Here is an 18,995-nt window from a genome sequence, read left to right as displayed (position 1 = left end):
GACTGCAGCTTAAAGGGAAATAAATCCTTTGCTTTTCAGGCAGGCTTCTACCTCCATAATATCCTCTACATGAAGGATCATAATGGGGCGTCCTGTGTCCCTGTTAAAGGACAGGTACAGATAATCAATATTTACATTGCTGTCAAGAAAACTCTGAAGAAGATTGTTAAGATTTCCCACTTCATCCTTAACCTCGATCCCCAGGACATCGGTAAGCTTACACAGAAATCCTGCTTCTGTCAATGCCTTGCCAGCCTTGTCCGGATCCGATACCACCATACGTACAATACCATACTCAGCACTGTCATTGGTAACAGATCCAAGAATATTGATATCATTCTCCTGAAGGATCTGTGTCATTTTGTGCATGGCACCTTTTACGTTTTCTGCGAAAATAGACAACTGTTTTAACATAATAATCTCCTCGGTATATGTTCTATTCTACTGGTAACTCGATCAGTTCCTTTGGTGAGTGGGCCAGATTTATATGACCTTCTTTTGTAACAACCACCATATCTTCGATCCTTACGCCTCCAAAACCAGGTACATAGATCCCTGGCTCTACGGTTTCGATCATATTCTCCTTAAGAATGGTGTCATCAGACGGAGAAAGCCTTGGATTCTCATGGATGAAAAGTCCTACGCTGTGTCCCAGTCCATGTCCAAAATACTCTCCGTAACCTGCATCTGCAATAATATCCCTGGCAACTTTGTCTACACTTGCTCCGGATTTGCCGGCCTTTAATGCATCCAGTCCGGCCAGCTGCGCTTTCAGAACAACATTATAGATCTCTTTCTGTTTGTCACTTGCTTTTCCAAGGACTACTGTACGGGTCATATCTGAACAATATCCCTTATATTTGCATCCGAAATCAAAGGTGATAAAATCGCCTTTTTCAAATTTCTTTGTACCTGGAATAGCGTGAGGCATAGAGCTGTTCAGTCCTGAAGCCACGATGGTATTAAAGCTGAGATCCTCTGCCCCTTCCTGTTTCATAAGGTATTCCAACTCAGCAGCTGCCTCCAGCTCTGTCATTCCTGGCTTCAAAAGAGGCAGAAGCCTTGCAAATGCTCTGTCGCCAATCTCCTCAGCCATTTTCAGGTATTGGATCTCTTCCTGGGTCTTCACCTGTCTCAGGTCATTGATGCTGCTTTCAAGGGGTACCCAGCACTGAACCGGCAATGCTTTTGTTAATTTTGCAAAATCACAGCAAAGCATTGACTGGTCTTCATAGCCCAAAGCAAAATCCCCCTGTACCTGCTCTTTTTCTATACACTCTTTCAGGATTTCTTCTCTTTTATGCTGATTAGACTCCTGGAGCACGGTAAAACTGCTTTCCTTTGCTGCTGCTTCAGTATATCTGGAATCTGTGATCAGAACAGTCTGGGTGCCTGAAATATAAAGGGCACCTTCTCCTCCTCTGAATCCGCTTACATGGCGCATATTATATGGGTCTGTGATCAGAATTGCCTGAACCTGTCTGTCTTTCAGAATTTGATCTAACATAATCTGTTCCTCCCTTATCTCTGTCAAATACGCTTGCTATTATACCCTTATTCTTCCCAAATCGCAACATCCTGTTCGTACACTTCTTACAATCTTCACCTGGCTCTCCCATTTCTGCCTGGTCTTTTGATTTTCATTTCAATATTTTCCAAATATCCTCTGGTTAATTGTATAAATTTTCAGTTTTTTTTAAATATTATCTCTTTATAGTCTTTTATTTATTGTATTTTTTATTTATTTTTCTATTTTTCTATTGACATATGCAAAATATTCTGTTATAGTAAACGCATAAAACAAAAGGGAAACATAATAAATAGAAAAGGAGTGATTCCCCCAGAAACGTAGAAATGTTATTCAAATAAACTCCAGGAAAGTGAGGTACAGACCACCGAAATAAGAATTGATTTTCCTATATTCTAAGAAAGGAAGGTACGGTCCACCAAGAACTTAAGCGAAATACCTGAATTGTTTTATTAAATTTTGAAAGTGAGGTACATTCCATTGGACAGTGAACACTCCTAAGAGTCATCGGTTATTAAGACGGATGGCTCTTATTTTTTCACATATTTTTTACTATTTCTCATAAACTGATACAAATCTTTTCTTCTGAGGTTCTATGAAAAATTTCCGTTTAAAATTTTTTCCCATCTCAAAAGTCCATCTTATGATCCTGATTCTTTTTGCAGCAGCCTTCTGTACCGGCTCTCTGCTAGGCAAAACCACTGGACAGTTACTGCCTGACTACGGCAGCGTCAGTGCATCCTCCGAAAACACCAGCTGGGGTTTAAGCTTTCAGGAAAAGGGGAAACGTCCTATTGGGAATGCTTCCATAGAAGAATTGAAAAAATATAATGCTTACTATGCTGCAGACACAGAAGAAAAAATCATATATCTTACTTTCGACTGCGGTTATGAAAATGGTAATATGCCAAAGATTCTGGAAGCCCTGAAAAAACACCAGGTATCTGCAGCTTTTTTTGTGGTGGGAAACTTTATTTCAGATCATCCGGATCTGTTAAAAAAAATGATCCAGGCAGGCCACACCATTGGAAATCATACCATGACCCACCCGGATATGTCTTTCATTTCATCCATGCAAGGATTCCAAAAAGAACTTCAGGATGTAGAAAAACTTTACCAATCAGCCACCGGATCCTCTATGCCAAAATATTACCGGCCTCCAAGAGGAATCTACAGTCCTGTCAATCTTTCCATGGCAAAAGAACTGGGGTATAAAACCTTTTTCTGGAGTCTTGCCTATGTAGACTGGTATCAGGACAAACAGCCAACAAAAGAAGAGACCTTTGAAAAGCTGCTTGGACGCATCCATCCTGGTGCCATCGTGCTGCTTCACAGTACCTCTTCTACAAATGCTGATATTCTTGATGAACTTCTTACCCGATGGGAAGCCATGGGTTATTCCTTTGGCAGTCTTCAGGATCTATGATCAGACCCGGTTCTTCCCATAATAGATCACAGCCTGAACGCCCGGTCCTGTATGTACGCCAATAATAGGGCTCATTGGCATGATCACAACCTGTGCCTGGGGCATTGCTGCAAGAATGTCTGCCTTTAACTTTTCTGCCTGCTCCTGTGCATCCCCATGGCAAAGGAATACATATGGATACTCAGGATCATAATTTTCCGGAATAGATGTATATTTACCGGAAATATAATTCAGGGCTGCTTTTGACCCTCTTACCTTTTCCATAATAGCAAGAGTCCCGTCCTCAGCGATCCGAAGAACAGGCTTGATCTTTAATTTGCCGCCGATCCAGGCAATTGCCGGTGAGATCCTGCCTCCTCGCTTCAGAAAGTCCAGATCATCTACAGTAAACCAGTGGCAGATATTATTTCTGTTTTCTTCCAGCCAGGCGGTATTCTCCTCCAGGCTCATGCCCTTTTCCTGATTTTTCCTTGCGATCAGGGTAAGGATCCCCTGCCCTCCTGTAGCTGCATGGGAATCTACGCAGGAAATCTTCCTGTCCGGATACTCTTCCATCAGGTCAGTGGCAGCAAGCTTTGAGCTTTGCCAGGTAGATGTAAGTCCGCCTGAAAGAGAAAGATACAGAATGTCTTTTCCTTCTTTTAAGATCTTTTCAAAATATTCTGTATAAACCATAGGAGGAATCTGTGAGGTCTTGCCCTGTCCGCCATCACGCAGTTTACCATAGAATTCCTTACTGTCCCATTTTCCCGGATCAGAATGTACCCGCTCTTCTCCATTCAATTCAAACGCCATGGGAATAAGCTGAATGTGACCTTCTGCAAGTATTACTTCCGGAATATCTGCGGAAGTATCTGTCATAATTATATATTCGCTCATGATTTTCTCCTTCACGTTTTTCTTTTCAATATAATTTAGAATCAGAATTATTCTACCATAGATCATTTATTTTGTAAAAGACAATATTACGATTACAGTGTTGGAAAAGCAGATCTTACGATTACAGTATTGGAATGCAAAACAGAAAAGGAGAACGCCATATGCACAAAACAGAGGGCTGCAGCAGCCCCCTGTTTTATATATTTTGATATTTATTCGTAATTTTTGTGACGTTTAAAGAAATCCTTGGTTTCCCTTACTACCACACCGCTTAATGCAAGCAAAGCGATCAGATTGGGGAAGGCCATCAGTGCATTGAAAATATCCGCAATATTCCATACTGCCGCAACTGTCATATATGGTCCGATAAATACACAGATGATGTAAAGTAAACGATAAGTCTTTACTGCTCCCTGATTCCTGTTAAATAAATATTCCAGACACCGCTCTCCATAGTAATCCCAACCCAGGATCGTGGTAAACGCAAAGAATACCAGACAAATCATCAATGCAAAGGATGCCACCTGTGGAGGGAATGGCAAACCCTTTTGGAAAGCTGCAGTGGTGATCTCTACGCCTTCCAGTCCTGTATTCCAGGTTCCTGTCATAACAATGGCAAGTCCTGTCATGGTACAGATCACAATCGTATCAATAAATGTACCTGTCATAGATACCAGACCCTGACGTACAGGCTCCTTTGTCTGTGCCGCAGCTGCTGCGATCGGTGCACTTCCAAGACCGGATTCATTTGAAAAGATTCCTCTGGCAATACCCTTCTGCATAGCTACAACCATAGTTCCCATCGCTCCGCCTGCCAGGGCACTTCCTGAAAAGGCTGTTTTTACGATCTGGGCAATGGCTGCAGGTACAGCCGTAATATTTGTAATAACAATGATCAATGCAAGTGCCACATATAAAACTGCCATAAAAGGCACAATGACCTGTGATACATTTGCAATACGTTTGATCCCGCCAAGTACAACCAGTCCTACACATACCGTAAGGATCAGACATGCGATCACTGTTGCCCAGGAATAATCTCTTCCCAGGATCGAAACAGTATGTACTGTATCCGGGTCAAAGAAATTCTTAACTGCAGACGCAATACCATTTACCTGGGTAAAAGTACCAATGCCAAACAGTCCAACTCCAGCCCCGAAAAATGCAAAAATCTTGGCAAGCCATCTCCACTGTTTGCCCATACCATTTTCGATATAATAAAATGGGCCTCCAAGTACATGGCCATCTTTATCGATGGTTCGATATTTGATTGCCAGCAAGCCTTCCGCATACTTTGTTGCCATTCCGAAGAATGCTGCTACGATCATCCAGAACAAAGCTCCCGGTCCTCCTGCTGCAATTGCAGTGGCAACACCTACAATATTCCCTGTACCGATGGTTGCAGACAATGCTGTGCAAAGGGCTCCAAAGCTGGTAACTTCACCTTCGCCGCCTTCTTCATTTTTTACCATGAATTTCAGGGCTTTTCCCAAATGCCTTACCTGTAAAACACCTAACCGAACGGTTAAAAGAAATCCTGTGATCAGGATCAGAATGATCAGCGGAAGTCCCCATACGACTCCGTCAAACCATGTGATAAAGTTGTTGATTTGTGTAAACATAATTTTTCCTCCATCCTTTTGCCTGAGAGAATGACAGCTTTACTGCTGCGTACACCTTCGGCGCTCTTCCTCGGATTTTTTTGAAGAGACTCTCCTGAGTTTACGAATCCGCCTTATTTCTGTGCGGCTGTGGCGGTCATTCGTATTTAGAATAAACACACAGGAATACAGGTTAGCACATTTTCCTCACTTTTTCAAGATTAAATTCACAAATTTGCAGATAAAAAGACCACCTCAGGATTTTTCCCTAAAGTGGTCTATCTTACTAAATATATTCCTCAGGCAGATCCAGGTGAAACACTTCTGCCAGTTTTCTATACTGCTCATCTGTTACCACGCCAACCGGTTCTTCTTTATATTTCCGAATCTCCAGATACATATCTGATGATTTCTCTACCGTATGAACAATCCCGATGGTTTCATTACAGTCTGCTGCGGATACCAGGATTCCATGCTGGCTCCAAAGAACCACATTATATTTTTTCATCAGTTCACCGGTTTTTTGAGCCAGCTGCACTGTTCCCGGTACACACCAGTCGATGATTCCGATCCCTTTTGGAAATGTCATGGGGCACTCCGGCTCCATATCCCACAATGCCCTAGTGATTTTTCTGCTGTCATGCTCCAGTATGCTGGTAAGGATAATAGCCTTTTTCGGATGGGCATGATAAACGATCCTGTTATATTCTTCCCCAATCTGCACCTTTGTTTCATGTATAAACAGATGAGGCATAAATTCACTGGTTGGTTTTCCCCCATTTCCGGTCAGTCCCCACAACACCTTATAGGCGGTTCCTTTTTCATTCAGCTTTACGATTCCAAAAACCTCTTCCGGATACTCTGATGCATCTCTGAAGCATTCCCCGCTGCCTGTAACAACAAAGAAGCTGTCTCCCAGAACAGAAAAGCCTTCCTCCATTTCCACCCATGGAGAATCTTCTGTCAAAAAGGGCTGTACCTGTTCTGCTTCCTGCTTATTCATTCGATAGGTAATATTTCCCCCGTGATATTCATGCCAGCCAAGCTGCCATCCATCACAGGCCATACGGATCAAATCCCTGAAAAAGCGTATTTTTTTCATCTCCATATTTACTTTAACGCCTCCGTAATCCAACTGAATATAACACCAAGGGCATAAGCACCTGCATCCGGATGTCCAAGACTTCTCTCTCCTACCACACCGGCTCTCCCCATTCTTGCCACAATCTTTTCCGTTTCCTTTGCTCCTTTCACAGCTGCCGCAGATGCCTCCTTAAAAGCTTCTTTTATATCCATCTGTTTTTTTCCGCATGCAACAAGTGTATCTGCATAAGGGACCAGTGCATCGATCAAAGTTTTATCACCGACAACTGCACCTCTGCCAAAGGATTTTTCTCCGGTTCTCTGAATGCTTCTTACTACTTCTTCCATCATTTCGCCGAACTCATCCAAAGACAGAGATACTTTTCCTTTTGCCCATTTTCCAGCTCCCATAAAGGCAGAACCCCAAATTGGTCCGGAAGCTCCTCCGCAATACTCAATAATGATCATTCCGCAGGCTTTCAGAAAACCTTCTATGGTGTCTTTCTCTTTCAGCATCAGCCATTCGTTTCTCAGCTGTCTGAATCCCTTTGCCACGCTTGCCCCAAAGTCCCCGTCTCCGGCATAAGAATCAATGGTACAGAAAGGCACCTCATGGTCAATGATACACTGTCCCATCTGAGCAACCATATATTTTATATTTTCAGGAGATACCTGTTCTCCCACATACTTCCAGGAGTCTTCTGTTTCAAAAACCTGTGCCTCTGTTACAGTAAGATCCGTTTCCCTGAAAGGGATCACTGGCACAGGCCCGTCCACACGAAAAGCAGGCGCACAGGATTCACAGTCCAGATAATGCTTTAAAGATTCATCCAGCTTCATAATGGTAAGAGATGCCCCCATCATATCAATACTGGTCATATAGTTTCCAACAAAACTTCGGTACACTGTAAGATTTTCATACTGATCCAGTTCTCTTCGCACATCATTGGCAAGTACGTACAGTTCCTGCAGTGCCGTTCCGCCAAAGCCATTTACCAAAATGGCGATCTCTCCCTTATTTTCCATATTAAGCGCCTTAAGAAGCTGGCTGGTCATACGTGCTGCCAGTTCCCTGCTGGTAACAGATGTTTCCCTCTGGATCCCGGGTTCTCCATGGATCCCTACGCCATACTCCATTTCACCGTCACAGATCTGGAAGGTAGGAGAGCCTTTTGCAGGAACCACACAGGAAGAAAATGCAAAACCAATCGATTTTACAGAATCTGCTGCATGTGCTGCAATTTTCTGTACTTCCTCCAGGGAACAACCTTCTTCTGCAGCAGCTCCTGCAATCTTATGCACCAGCACAGTTCCTGCCACGCCACGCTGTCCTACTGTATATAGGCTGTCCTTCACAGCAATATCATCACTTACAACTACATATTTTACTTCTATCCCCTCTTCTTCTGCCAGGGCCGCACCATTTTTAAAGTTCATAAGATCCCCGCTGTAGTTTTTTATGATCAGCAAAGTACCTTTTTCACTTCTTGTTTCTTCAATCGCCTTATATACCTGGATCTGGGTAGGGGATGCAAAAATGTCTCCGCATACAGCTGCATCCAGCATACCTTTTCCTACATATCCGGCATGTGCCGGTTCATGACCGCTGCCGCCTCCACTGATCAATGTAACCTTGCCGGGATCCAGATCTTTTCTTCTGATTATCTTATATCGCTCATCATTTGTAACCAGCGGATTTGTCATTGCAATGCCATTGCACAATTCATAAACAAATCTGTCGGCTTTATTCATGATTTTTCTCAAATCCTCTGCCCTCCGTCATTCTTTATTACCCGTCTGTATCTTTCGTACATAAGCTTCCAGACATCCTTGTTTTCCGGTTCATAATATCGGATATTTTCTTCTCTTTTCAACATTTCCCGAAATTCCCACTGGGAATGAAATTCTCCTGCATGATACAGCTGGGCAAATGCATTACCATAGGAGGTTGCCTCCGAGATTCCTGCTGCCACCTGCATTCCTGTGGCATTGGCCACACACTGGTTCAGGAACGCAGCCTGGGATCCTCCTCCCACAATATAGATCCTGGCATAATCCGCTTTTTTCTGCTCCTTTAATATTTCCACAGTTTCCAGGTAGTTCATTGCCAGACTTTCATAAATACATCTTGCGATCTGTGCCTGTGACTGTGGCACTTTCTGTCCTGTCTTCCGGCAATACTCCTGGATAGCCTTTGGCATATCACACTGTTTCTGGAAGGCTTCATTCTCCGGATAGATAAAGCACATAAATTCTTCTGTATCTTTCAGACCCTCTCCCATCTGATCATAGGTGATCGTTTGTCCCAGTTCCTTCCAGCACCGCATACATTCCTGTATCAGCCACATTCCTGTCAGGCTTCTGCAGTAGCGGATCGTTTTTCCAAATCCGCCTTCATTGGTAAAATTCCCCAGAAATCCCTTTTCATTGATCACAGGTTCCCTGGTTTCTATCCCGATCACAGACCAGGTTCCACTGCTGATATAGATAAAATTTTCTTTTTCTGCTGCCGGAACAGCCAGCACAGCAGAAGCTGTATCATGAGATGCCACCGTCACCAGTTTTGCCTCTTTCATCCCTGTTCTGTCCTGAATCTCTGAAAAAAGGGTATAAGAATCCTCTCCCGGATACTTTATATCCGAAAAAAGTGTTTTTCTTAATCCAATTTCACTGATCAGAGGGAAATTCCATTGTTTTGATTTCATATCCAGCAATTGGGTAGTAGATGCGATAGTGTATTCCGCTCCCTTTTTGCCGGTAAGAAAATAAGAGATCAGATCCGGGATCATTAAAACTGCTTCTGCGTTATTTAACTGCTCCGGATGTTTCTGAATTTCATAAAATAACTGATAGATTGTATTGCCACATAAAAACTGGGTTCCTGTCCTTTGATACAGTTCCTTCCCCGTCATCTTCCGCAAAAGCAGATCTGCTCCTGCAGCCCCTCTTTTATCCCGATAGGATACCGGATTGCCTGACAGTCTGCCGCAGCTGTCAATCACTCCGTAATCAAGGCCCCATGTATCAATCCCCATACTGCTTATGGGATACTGTGTCCCCACACGGATCATAGCCTCAAGGATATTCTGATACAGATACAGAAAATCCCAGTAAGCAGTACCGTTCAGATAAACTGCCTGATTGCCGAACCTGTGCTGGCAGATCTGCTCCATCCTTGTTCCGTCAAAAGAAAAAACGATTCCTCTTCCGCTGGAAGCACCAAGATCAAAGGACAATACGTATTTTTTCCTGTCCATATCCTGTTCCTGCTTCCTTATCCTCTTTTCTTTCTGTCTGCAAAATATTCAGAATGAATATAATTTGTATATGGATCACCCTGGATCCCATGACGGTTCCGCCACTCCTCAAGAAGAAGACTTACATCTGTATGATAAGCCTGCATCAGGCACTGATTTGCCCCCAGGATATCATTATCCAGCTGCAGCTGCTGAAGCTTTTTCCTGTTTACCAGAAGGGCTTTTGCATAGGCTGTCTGAAGATTTACCACGGAAAGGATCATGGCTTCTACCTTTGGTTCAATATAAAAACTGATGTCCAGTCCCTGTAATACACTTCTTGCAGAGCTTTCTGTTTCTTTTTCACAAATCCCTGCAACGATTTCATTTTCAATTGCAAAAAGCCTTAATGGATTGATGGTTCCCGGGATCAGGTCATCATCTGCACAAACATTATCGTTTAAATGGAAAGCTCCCAGACGCTGCTCATCAATGAGAAGGGAAACAATCTGTGCCACATTTACACCGAAAGCATGATGTCCAAGATCTACGGTTACTTTCGCCTGCTCCCCAAGTCTGGACGCATAATATAAGGCTGTACCCCAGTCCGGAATATCCATATGGTAGGAAGATGGTTCAAACAGTTTATATTCAATATTATACTGAACGCCACAGGACACTGCATGGTCATAGCCTTCTTTCAAGGATTCCAGCATCCATTTTCTACGCATTCTGTAATCATTCTGTCCTGGAATGTCACTCCCGTCAATGGTCCACACATTCAGGGATTTAGCACCAACTGTATGGGCTACATCAATACAGTGGTTCAGTGTATCTACGGTCTTTTTACGTATCTTTTTATCTGAATTTGCAAGTGTGCCGAGCCTAAAATCATTGTCCTGGAACATATTTGTATTTAAAGTTCCAAAGGTCATCCCCTTTTCTTCCACATATTCCCTGGCAGCTTTATAATCACACTGATCCCACGGAATATGCATACAGATCTGTCCGCCTTTTCCTGTGTATTTCAGAACCTGTTCACAGTCATCCACTCTCTCAAAAAAGTCCCTTGCATCTCCCTTTTGTTCAAAAGAGAAAAATCTGGTTCCTGATTTTGAAAATCCCCAGGAAGGAACCTCCACAAGAAGCTGATCCAGTTCCCTTAGCACCCATTCCACATCAATTCCGTTTTTTTCCAGTTTTTCTGCCAGTATTTCAAATCCGGTCCTATCCATTCATTCATATCCTTTCTGTCTATTCCAGCTGTTTTTCACTTCCATCTGGATCTGCAACAATCATTGGTATCCCGGCTTTTTCATATGCATTTACGATTTTCGGATCAATCTGTGAATCTGTAATAATTCCTGTCAGTCTTTCCAGGGGTGCTGTTACGATCGGGGTAAGGATGGAAAACTTGGTATGGTCTGCAAGAAGATAAATCTTCTCTGCGGATGACATCATTGCCCGTTTTACCCTGCTTTCAGACTCATGGGCATCCATCATCCCATATCCAAGACCTACTCCTTCACTGGTAAGAAAGCATTTGCTTACCCTGTAACTGCCAACGATCTTCTCCGTTGTTTCCCCTGTCATAGACATGTTTCTTTCCCTTAGTTCTCCACCTGCTACAAAGCATCTGACTCCCTCTGCCACAGCAAGCTCCCTGGCAATATCCAGTGAATTGGTCAACACTGTAACATTCTTCTGAAGCTTTTTTGCCAGACAGAATGTGGTCGTCCCGGAATCCAGTGCGATAAAATCCCTGTCATTAATCAGTGAAACAGCGGCGGCAGCAATCTGGTTTTTCAGATCCAGTTTCTCCCAGTAGCGATTATTAAATGGTTTCTCATCAAATTCTTCTACCAGTACCGCCCCTCCAAGGACTCTCCTTATCAGATTCTTTTTTTCCAGCTGGATCAGATCCTTACGGATGGTTTCATTGGTCACGCCACAGGTTTTTACAAGCTCCTCGATTTCTCCTTTTTTACCATTTTTATGCATATAATCCAGGATTATCTGGTGCCTTTCTGTTTTATTCATCATACGCCTCCTGTTTACACTGTATATTATACTGGTTGTCTTTTTTAAGGTAATCTAAATAAAACAGAAAAGCAACCATTTTTTCAGATTATTCTGCTGTGTCTTTGGTGATCAGAGTTACTTCAATCGCTGTAGACTCCTCAATCTCTTTTCCTTCCAGATAATCATGAGCCAGATCCACGCCTCCTGTTCCCATAAGCTCTGGCTGTTGTGCTACAGTTCCTGCCAGTTTTCCATCTTTTACTGCCTGTACTGCATCGTCATCTGCATCAAAACCAACGATCACAATATCTTCTCTGCCTGCTGCCTGGCATGCTTCCATTGCGCCCATTGCCATTGTATCATTGTGGGCAAATACTGCCTTAATATCAGGATGTGCCTGCAGTGCATTTTCCATAATGGTCATACCTTCTGCTTTATCCCAGTTACCGATATCACTGACAACTACATCAATGCCTTCCACATCATCAACCGCTTCATGGAAGCCCTGTCCTCTGTCACGGGCAGCAGAAGTTCCTGCCTGTCCCTGGATCTCCACTACTTCACCGCCATCATCGCCAAGCTGTTCTACAATGTACTCTCCTGCAATCTTTCCGCCATATACATTGTCGGATGCAAGATGAGAGATCACTTCTCCTGAATTTGCCACACGGTCAACAGTAATAACCGGGATCCCGGCATCGTTGGCAAGAGCAAGAGTGGCTCCTGCTGCATCGGAATCCACAGGATTATAAAGAATCACATCCGGATTCAATGACAGAAGGTCTTCCATGTTGGTCATTTCTTTTGCAGCATCCTTATCAGCGCCATATTCCACCAGTTCATATCCATATTCATCACATTTTTTCTGGGCACCATCAATCAGCTTCTGGATAAATTCATTTTTATCATTATAAACAAGAAGACCGATCAGAACATCCTTTTTCTCTGTATCCTTGCTTTCCTCTGCCATCACTGCTCCACATGGAACTGTCATTGCTGCTGCAACACCGATTGCTGTAAGTTTTTTCATTAATTTTTTATTCATGATACCTTCTCCTTTTAAATTTTTATGCCTTTTTCCCCGTTTTTGCATCTGCCAATACTGCCAAAAGAATTACCACACCCTTTACAACTACCTGATAATAGGTATCCACACCCATCAGATTTAAAAAATTATTCAGCATTCCGATAATAATGGCACCTATAATGGTAAATCCAACATGTCCCTCCCCTCCTCGTAATGATGTACCGCCGATTACAACGGCTGCAATTGCATCCATTTCATATGTTTCACCTGCATTAGGCTGTGCGGATGCCACTCTGGCAGATATGATGATCCCAGCAATTGCCGCCATTACTCCACAAGCTACATATGCCAGTATCATTGTCAGTTTTGTATTGATTCCGGAAAGCTTTGCAGCTTCCTCACTACCTCCTACTGCATAAATATGTCTTCCATAAGTTGCTTTGTTTAGCAGATAGTAAGAAACTATGTATACAAGAAATACCAGTACAAAAGAAAATGGGATTGAATTTGCTATCAGACCTCCATAAATCCATTTATATCCCAGCCCACTTTTGGATGAAAGATCAAGTGGAATGGGAGAGCCTTTTGTAATGATATAGGTAAGTCCCCGAAAAATAGACTGAGTAGCCAATGTAACAATCATTGGCTGAAGCTGCATCTGTGATACGAAAATACCATTAAAAGCACCTATCACCGCTCCAAATGCCAGTCCTGTAATCAGGGTAATTCCCAGATTCACACCGCTTCCAATCATGTTTATGGTTACTGCCCCAACAAAAGCCAGAGTTGCTCCTACTGAAATATCAATTCCTCCTGTAAGGATTACAAAGGTCATTCCTGCTGCAAGAATGGCATTTGTTGCGATCTGTTTGAAAATATTGGAAAAGTTTGATACCGTTAAAAACTTTGGTTCTATGATTCCCAGAATCACTGCTGCAAAAATCAGAATCAGAAACATTCTGTATCTTCCCAATATTTTGATATATTCTTTTTTACTTTTACTCATTTTCCACACCTTTCCTCATGCCTGATCCAGGATCATATGCATGATTTTTTCCTGAGAAGCTTCCTGCCTGGATAATTCCCCCTTGATATAGCCTTCATTCATAACAATGATCCGGTCACTCATTCCCAGGATTTCTGGCATCTCTGAAGAAATGATCACAATTGCCTTATTCTTTTCTTTCAATTCATTGATCAGGTTATATATTTCTTTTTTTGCTCCTACGTCAATCCCTCTTGTAGGTTCGTCCAGGATCAGTACATCTGGCTCAGTCATCAGCGCCTTTGCAAGGATTACTTTCTGTTGGTTTCCACCTGACAGATTTCTCACAAGTTGAAAAATGGATGGGGTTTTTACCCTAGTTCTCTGCCTAAAATCTTCAGCAGCTTCTTTCTCTGTTTTTTTCAATACAGTAAAGCACCTGGATATTTTTTTCAGGGAAGACAATGTCATATTTGTCCGTACATCCAAAAGCATCACAAGGCCGTCTCTTTTCCTGTCTTCTGTCATATAATAAAGCCCTGAATGAATTGCCTGCTTGATGGAGCCTTTCGGCACTTTCCGGTTCTTTACACAGACCTGGCCTTCCTGATATGGATAACAGCCGTATATGGTCTTTGCAAGCTCCGTCCGGCCTGCTCCTACCAGCCCTACGATCCCTACGATTTCCCCGGCATGTACAGAAAGAGAAATGTTATGCACATATTCGTTGGAAATCCGCTCCACCTTCAGAACTTCTTCCCCCTTTTGTACTTCCACATGTGGAAACTGTTCATCCAGCTTTCTTCCTACCATCATACTTACCAGTGACTCATTGGTGATCTCACTTACCGACTTCTCCCCAATAAATTCCCCATCCCTCATCACTGTTACCATGTCACAAATCTGGAAGATTTCTTTCAGACGGTGGCTAATATAAATAATAGCCTTGCCTCTTTTCTTCAGATCCTCAAGTACCCGGAATAAACTATCCACTTCTTCATCTGGAAGCACATCTGTAGGTTCGTCCATAACAATCACTTGTGCATCATATAAAAGCACTTTTGCGATTTCAACCATCTGTTGCTGGGCAATGGACAATGTTTCAATTCTTTTTTCCGGATTCAAATCCATATTCAATATACGAAGCAGTTCCCGGCTTTTCTGTATCATGTATTTTTTATCTGCAATTCCCAGGCCTTTAGTCTTTTCGCTTCCCATAAAAATATTTTCATAAATAGTCATCTTAGGAATCAAGGTAAGTTCCTGATGGATAATTGCGATTCCATCATTCATGGCCTGTCTGGTATTCTGGTATTCCACCTGTTTTCCTTTGTAGACAATGGTTCCGCTATCCCTTTTATAAACGCCTGTCAAAACCTTCATCAATGTACTTTTACCGGCTCCATTTTCACCCAGCAAAGCCATAATCTGACCTTTCCGTACATTCAATGAAGCATTATGAAGTGCTATAACCCCTGGAAACCTTTTTTCAATTCCCTGCATTTTCAAAATAGGTTCATCCACATTACTTCCTCCATTATTTTTCGTTTTTGCTTGCCTCATTTCTTGAGTCTGATTATATATTGGTTTTTCCAATGTGTCAACATACTTTTCCAATATTTTTGCATAAAATTGCATCTTTTTATTTGTTAATATCGGAGAATTATATTGTTTTTTGCATTTTTATTTGCATTTTCCAATTTTTTATATATAATTCAATATATAGATTGGTTTTTCCAATTATATTAATTATAATAAACAATAGTATCTACAGCTTATGCCAGTTATAGAGAGGTGAAAGATTACAATGAGTGAAATCGAAATCAAACAACTGAAAAATTTTTTGAAGAAAAGTGGTAAAACATTTCGTGAATTTTCCCTGGATTCCAGACACAAAATGCTGATCCAAGAGGATGGCTGTCGCATCTTTGGTCCATATATTTCGGATTCTTCAGTTCCTCTTACATGGATCAACAGCAAATATCCTAAAAGTCCTTCTTTAACAAGGTTTTCGTAAGGATGTTTTTAAGATTTAGGATTATGCGGTATGGCACGGGATATGCTATACCGCATTTCCTTTCCAGAGAGTGACCTTTGAATGGTCAAATTCTCCGATATGGTTATAGATGATTTCAATTTCCTGTAACCGTCTGCCGCTGCTCTTGTCAGGTGCATGGACGATAATCTTATCGACAAACTCCCGTAAGATTTCAGGTGTCAGTTCGGTCAGGTCCGTGTATTTCTTTACGATGGCAAGAAAGCGTTTCACATCAACACTTTTCTTTTCTTCCTGCTGAAGCTCATTCTGAATTTTGTCTGCCTCGGCCTGTAAGGTATGCTGTTCATCCTCATAGCCTTTTGACATTTTCATAAACCGCTCGTCAGAAAGTTTGCCTGTGATATTGTCCTCATAGATACGCTGGAAGATGGTGTCCAGTTCCCCGATACGCTTCTGCAGCTCAATCAGCTTCTTTTTCTTCTGCGCCAGCTCACGGTTTTTTTGCCGCACATCGGCATCCATCACCATCCGCACAAATTCATCCTCATAGTTGGAAACATAGCGGATGACTTCTTTCAGGTTTTCCAGGACAATTCGCTCCACTACCACGTTACGGATATAGTGCATGGTACAGTTGGAAGTATTGCTCCTGTAATTTCCACAGATATAATGATGTTTTTCTGCCGGTTCATCAGCTTTCCGATGGAAGGTCAGTTTGCTCCCGCAGTCTGCACAGTAGAGCAGGCCGGAGAACATGGGCATTTCCCCCATCCTGGTAGGCCGCCTTTTCCCGGCCCGGATTTTCTGGACGATCTCAAACGTTTCCTTGTCAATGATGGCCTCATGGGTATCTTCAAAGACCTTCCACTGATCGGGAGTATGCTTGATTTTCTTATGGCACTTGTAAGACTTGTTGTGCGTCTTAAAGTTTACCGTATGCCCCAGGTAATCCACCCGGTCCAATATCATTGCGACAACCGGGCCGTTCCATGCGTATTTATGGGGAGGGAGTACGGTACGCGGTTTCTCGCCTCTTTCCAATGCGTAGTAGGTGGGGCAGAGGATTTCTCTTTCCGTCAGCATCTTTGCAATCTGGGTAGGACCATAACCACTGACACACAGACGGAAGATTTCACGGACCACTTCGGCGGCTTCTTCATCCACGATCCATTCCTTTTTGTTTTCAGGATTTTTCCTGTAACCGTAAGGAGGATGGGAGCCGATATGTTCTCCGGCCATTCCCTTTGAACGCTTCACTGCACGGATTTTCTTGCTGGTGTCCTTTGCGTACCATTCATTGATGATGTTGCGGAAGGGGGTAAACTCGTTATCTTCCTGGTTGCTGTCCACCCCGTCATTGACTGCGATAAAATGAACATCATGCTCCGGGAAAAAGATTTCCGTGTACATACCTACTTGCAGATAGTCACGGCCCAGGCGGGACATATCCTTGACGATAACCCGCTTTACCTTGCCGCTCTCCACATCTGCGATCATGCTCTGGAAGCCGGCCCGGTTGAAAGTCGTGCCTGAGATACCATCATCAATGTAAAACTGGATGTTGGTGTATCCCCTGTCCATTGCGTACTTTTTGAGGATTTTCTTCTGATTTATAATGCTGTTGCTGTCGCCCTCCTGTTTGTCGTCCTGGGATAACCGACAGTAAAGAGCGGTGATTTCATCGCTGCTCAAAACGGTAAAAGGAAAACTGTTCACGGCAGGGCGGGTGTTTGACTGTAACATTTTAACCTCCTTATCCGACAGTCAAACAGACAATGCTTTTCCTAACTCAATTATACCGCGCTGCCTGGAAGCTGTCTGCTGCCTTTTTCTATTTGTTTGCAGTATTTTTTCGGAGGTCATTCCGTATCAGACGCTTCACTTTGGAAACGGCGTCCTCCGTGGCGTCAGGTCTGGAATGGGATTTCACAACATAAGTTGTATTCCCAATTTTATATTCACGCACCATCTGCGGCGCGGTTCTTACTTCGTTTTGCATATAGTTCACCCTTTCAAATACAAAACCATTTCTTGCATCAAAAGAGACAGAAAACGGACGGCTGTTGGCACAGCTCCACGGGAGTCTCACCCCGGCCCATGCTGATGGGTGCGGCGCACAATGCTTTGCGGGCGTTCAATGCGCGAGTATCTTTAACCCTGCCTGTGCTTCATCGCCCACAAGCTGCCACGCTTGTTTTGCGGCCTGGTTATAATCGCTCGCCTGTTTAGTAGGGGTCCCGTCCTGCGGACTTGCAACAGGGTCATGGCGCACCGGCCGTATGGCTCGGCACAGACAGGAATGTATCCGTCTGCCTTATGCTGCGCCGGAGGCTTCCCAACGGGCTTTCTTTGTCAAGGTGCTGCCTCCAGCCACGAAAGAGAGAAACAGGGAAAGGGTAAGCTGTTTCTGCTTTCAGACCGGGCTTGTCAACTCATGCTGACAATGGAATGAATGAGCTTGATCTCCAATCGGCGCTTCATGTACTCGTCCACCCGGACATGGGACTGGCCGTCAGAATCGTAAAGCGTCCGGGTGCAGAGCTTATTGATATAGCCCTCATAATACCGGAGTACCTGATCCACAGCCTGAGAGTCCCCGTCACGGGCGGCGTCGATCACCGAAAGAGGAAGAAGCTCCTTGCCCTTGTAAGTGGGTTTCTTCATACCTTCAACCTCCCTTCGGCATGAGTGCGGCCAACTTGATCCGCAGCTCGGTCAATGATTTTGCCCTTCGCCGCTGAACGGCGCTGCGAGACATTCCAACAAGGCGGCCAACCTCCTGATCCGGCAGGTCCAGAACAAAATGCAGGATCAAAATACTCTGCTCCTGAACAGGCAAACCGGCGAAGGCATCAGCCACAAGCTCGTTTTCAATATGTAGGTCATACCCGTGGGACGAGAATGTAAACCTGTCACTGGGGTAATGATCTACAACGCAGAGCTTGTCCATCTCCATCTGCGGAAGGTCGCTGAATGACAGTTCCCTGTCACGGCGCCTCTGCATTTCCCGGAGGTAGTCGATTGCCTCATGGTACAGTACCAGCTTGCAGTAAGCATCGAACTGGCACCGCTCGCCATAGTTATTGCGGGGGATCATATCCATCTTTTCACCCCCTTTCCTGGGGGAATGAGGTGGGTTTCTCCCTTTCCGCTAACAAGGCGAACGCAAAGCCGCTCGCTACCCGCTAAAAGCCTCCTTTTTGAAAATT

The 18,995-nt window shown here is 43.5% G+C and carries 18 protein-coding genes and 1 riboswitch; of the genes, 2 read left to right on the top strand and 16 right to left on the bottom strand.

Annotated elements, in window-relative coordinates; all coding sequences use genetic code 11:
• Nucleotides 1-9: 9 nt before the first annotated feature.
• Together G5B11_RS09700 and G5B11_RS09695 are read right to left on the bottom strand one after the other, a co-directional pair.
• On the bottom strand, nucleotides 10-414 hold the full coding sequence (locus G5B11_RS09700) for an amino acid-binding protein (RefSeq protein WP_173727889.1): 405 nt from the start codon (nucleotides 412-414) through the stop codon (nucleotides 10-12).
• A 22-nt stretch (nucleotides 415-436) separates the two neighbouring features.
• Nucleotides 437-1,507 (bottom strand): M24 family metallopeptidase, encoded by a 1,071-nt coding sequence (locus tag G5B11_RS09695; protein WP_173727887.1) that lies wholly within the window; start codon nucleotides 1,505-1,507, stop codon nucleotides 437-439.
• A 664-nt stretch (nucleotides 1,508-2,171) separates the two neighbouring features.
• On the opposite strand from G5B11_RS09695, the gene G5B11_RS09690 reads away from it, so the two are divergent.
• A complete protein-coding gene (locus G5B11_RS09690) occupies nucleotides 2,172-2,954 on the top strand; it encodes a polysaccharide deacetylase family protein (RefSeq protein ID WP_244092964.1) in 783 nt (260 codons plus the stop codon).
• On the opposite strand, the gene G5B11_RS09685 is transcribed toward G5B11_RS09690, so the two are convergent.
• The 10 genes from G5B11_RS09685 to G5B11_RS09640 form a co-directional block, all read right to left on the bottom strand.
• A complete protein-coding gene (locus G5B11_RS09685) occupies nucleotides 2,955-3,833 on the bottom strand; it encodes a DegV family protein (protein WP_158420163.1) in 879 nt (292 codons plus the stop codon).
• Between the two features lie 212 nt (nucleotides 3,834-4,045).
• The gene (locus G5B11_RS09680; protein ID WP_158420161.1) at nucleotides 4,046-5,455 is read right to left on the bottom strand and encodes an alanine/glycine:cation symporter family protein; all 1,410 of its coding nucleotides are present in this window, start codon (nucleotides 5,453-5,455) and stop codon (nucleotides 4,046-4,048) included.
• Nucleotides 5,456-5,562: riboswitch (glycine riboswitch) on the bottom strand.
• A gap of 158 nt (nucleotides 5,563-5,720) precedes the next feature.
• Nucleotides 5,721-6,542, bottom strand: a complete 822-nt coding sequence (rhaD, locus tag G5B11_RS09675; RefSeq protein WP_158420159.1) for a rhamnulose-1-phosphate aldolase — start codon at nucleotides 6,540-6,542, stop codon at nucleotides 5,721-5,723.
• A gap of 2 nt (nucleotides 6,543-6,544) precedes the next feature.
• Nucleotides 6,545-8,281, bottom strand: a complete 1,737-nt coding sequence (dhaK, locus tag G5B11_RS09670; RefSeq protein ID WP_158420157.1) for a dihydroxyacetone kinase subunit DhaK — start codon at nucleotides 8,279-8,281, stop codon at nucleotides 6,545-6,547.
• Entirely contained in the window at nucleotides 8,278-9,774 is a 1,497-nt protein-coding gene (locus G5B11_RS09665) for a rhamnulokinase (protein ID WP_158420155.1), read from the bottom strand. The genes dhaK and G5B11_RS09665 overlap by 4 nt, the downstream gene beginning before the upstream one ends.
• Nucleotides 9,775-9,791: 17 nt before the next feature.
• Nucleotides 9,792-10,988: an L-rhamnose isomerase gene (locus tag G5B11_RS09660; RefSeq protein ID WP_158420153.1), complete on the bottom strand. Its 1,197-nt coding sequence runs from the start codon at nucleotides 10,986-10,988 to the stop codon at nucleotides 9,792-9,794.
• Nucleotides 10,989-11,007: 19 nt separating this feature from the next.
• Nucleotides 11,008-11,796, bottom strand: a complete 789-nt coding sequence (locus G5B11_RS09655) for a DeoR/GlpR family DNA-binding transcription regulator (RefSeq protein ID WP_158420151.1) — start codon at nucleotides 11,794-11,796, stop codon at nucleotides 11,008-11,010.
• 85 nt (nucleotides 11,797-11,881) lie between these two features.
• Nucleotides 11,882-12,820, bottom strand: a complete 939-nt coding sequence (locus tag G5B11_RS09650) for a substrate-binding domain-containing protein (protein ID WP_202188986.1) — start codon at nucleotides 12,818-12,820, stop codon at nucleotides 11,882-11,884.
• Between the two features lie 22 nt (nucleotides 12,821-12,842).
• Nucleotides 12,843-13,808: an ABC transporter permease gene (locus G5B11_RS09645; protein WP_158420149.1), complete on the bottom strand. Its 966-nt coding sequence runs from the start codon at nucleotides 13,806-13,808 to the stop codon at nucleotides 12,843-12,845.
• A 15-nt stretch (nucleotides 13,809-13,823) separates the two neighbouring features.
• Nucleotides 13,824-15,311, bottom strand: a complete 1,488-nt coding sequence (locus tag G5B11_RS09640) for a sugar ABC transporter ATP-binding protein (protein WP_330382850.1) — start codon at nucleotides 15,309-15,311, stop codon at nucleotides 13,824-13,826.
• Between the two features lie 283 nt (nucleotides 15,312-15,594).
• On the opposite strand from G5B11_RS09640, the gene G5B11_RS09635 reads away from it, so the two are divergent.
• Nucleotides 15,595-15,804 carry a hypothetical protein gene (locus G5B11_RS09635; RefSeq protein ID WP_173727882.1) on the top strand — a complete coding sequence of 70 codons (210 nt, stop codon included), beginning with the start codon at nucleotides 15,595-15,597 and terminating at the stop codon, nucleotides 15,802-15,804.
• A gap of 45 nt (nucleotides 15,805-15,849) precedes the next feature.
• On the opposite strand, the gene G5B11_RS09630 is transcribed toward G5B11_RS09635, so the two are convergent.
• From G5B11_RS09630 to G5B11_RS09615, 4 genes are all read right to left on the bottom strand, one after another.
• On the bottom strand, nucleotides 15,850-17,529 hold the full coding sequence (locus tag G5B11_RS09630) for a recombinase family protein (RefSeq protein ID WP_173727880.1): 1,680 nt from the start codon (nucleotides 17,527-17,529) through the stop codon (nucleotides 15,850-15,852).
• Between the two features lie 88 nt (nucleotides 17,530-17,617).
• The gene (locus G5B11_RS09625) at nucleotides 17,618-17,755 is read right to left on the bottom strand and encodes a transposon-encoded TnpW family protein (protein ID WP_119242470.1); all 138 of its coding nucleotides are present in this window, start codon (nucleotides 17,753-17,755) and stop codon (nucleotides 17,618-17,620) included.
• 458 nt (nucleotides 17,756-18,213) lie between these two features.
• On the bottom strand, nucleotides 18,214-18,450 hold the full coding sequence (locus G5B11_RS09620; protein WP_173727878.1) for a helix-turn-helix domain-containing protein: 237 nt from the start codon (nucleotides 18,448-18,450) through the stop codon (nucleotides 18,214-18,216).
• A 4-nt stretch (nucleotides 18,451-18,454) separates the two neighbouring features.
• Nucleotides 18,455-18,889 (bottom strand): sigma-70 family RNA polymerase sigma factor, encoded by a 435-nt coding sequence (locus tag G5B11_RS09615; protein WP_173727876.1) that lies wholly within the window; start codon nucleotides 18,887-18,889, stop codon nucleotides 18,455-18,457.
• Between the last annotated feature and the right edge of the window lie 106 nt (nucleotides 18,890-18,995).

This window comes from Blautia glucerasea (genome assembly GCF_013304385.1).
GTDB classification, from domain to species: Bacteria; Bacillota; Clostridia; order Lachnospirales; family Lachnospiraceae; genus Blautia_A; species Blautia_A ammoniilytica.
This window is presented reverse-complemented; position numbering and strand designations above follow the sequence as displayed.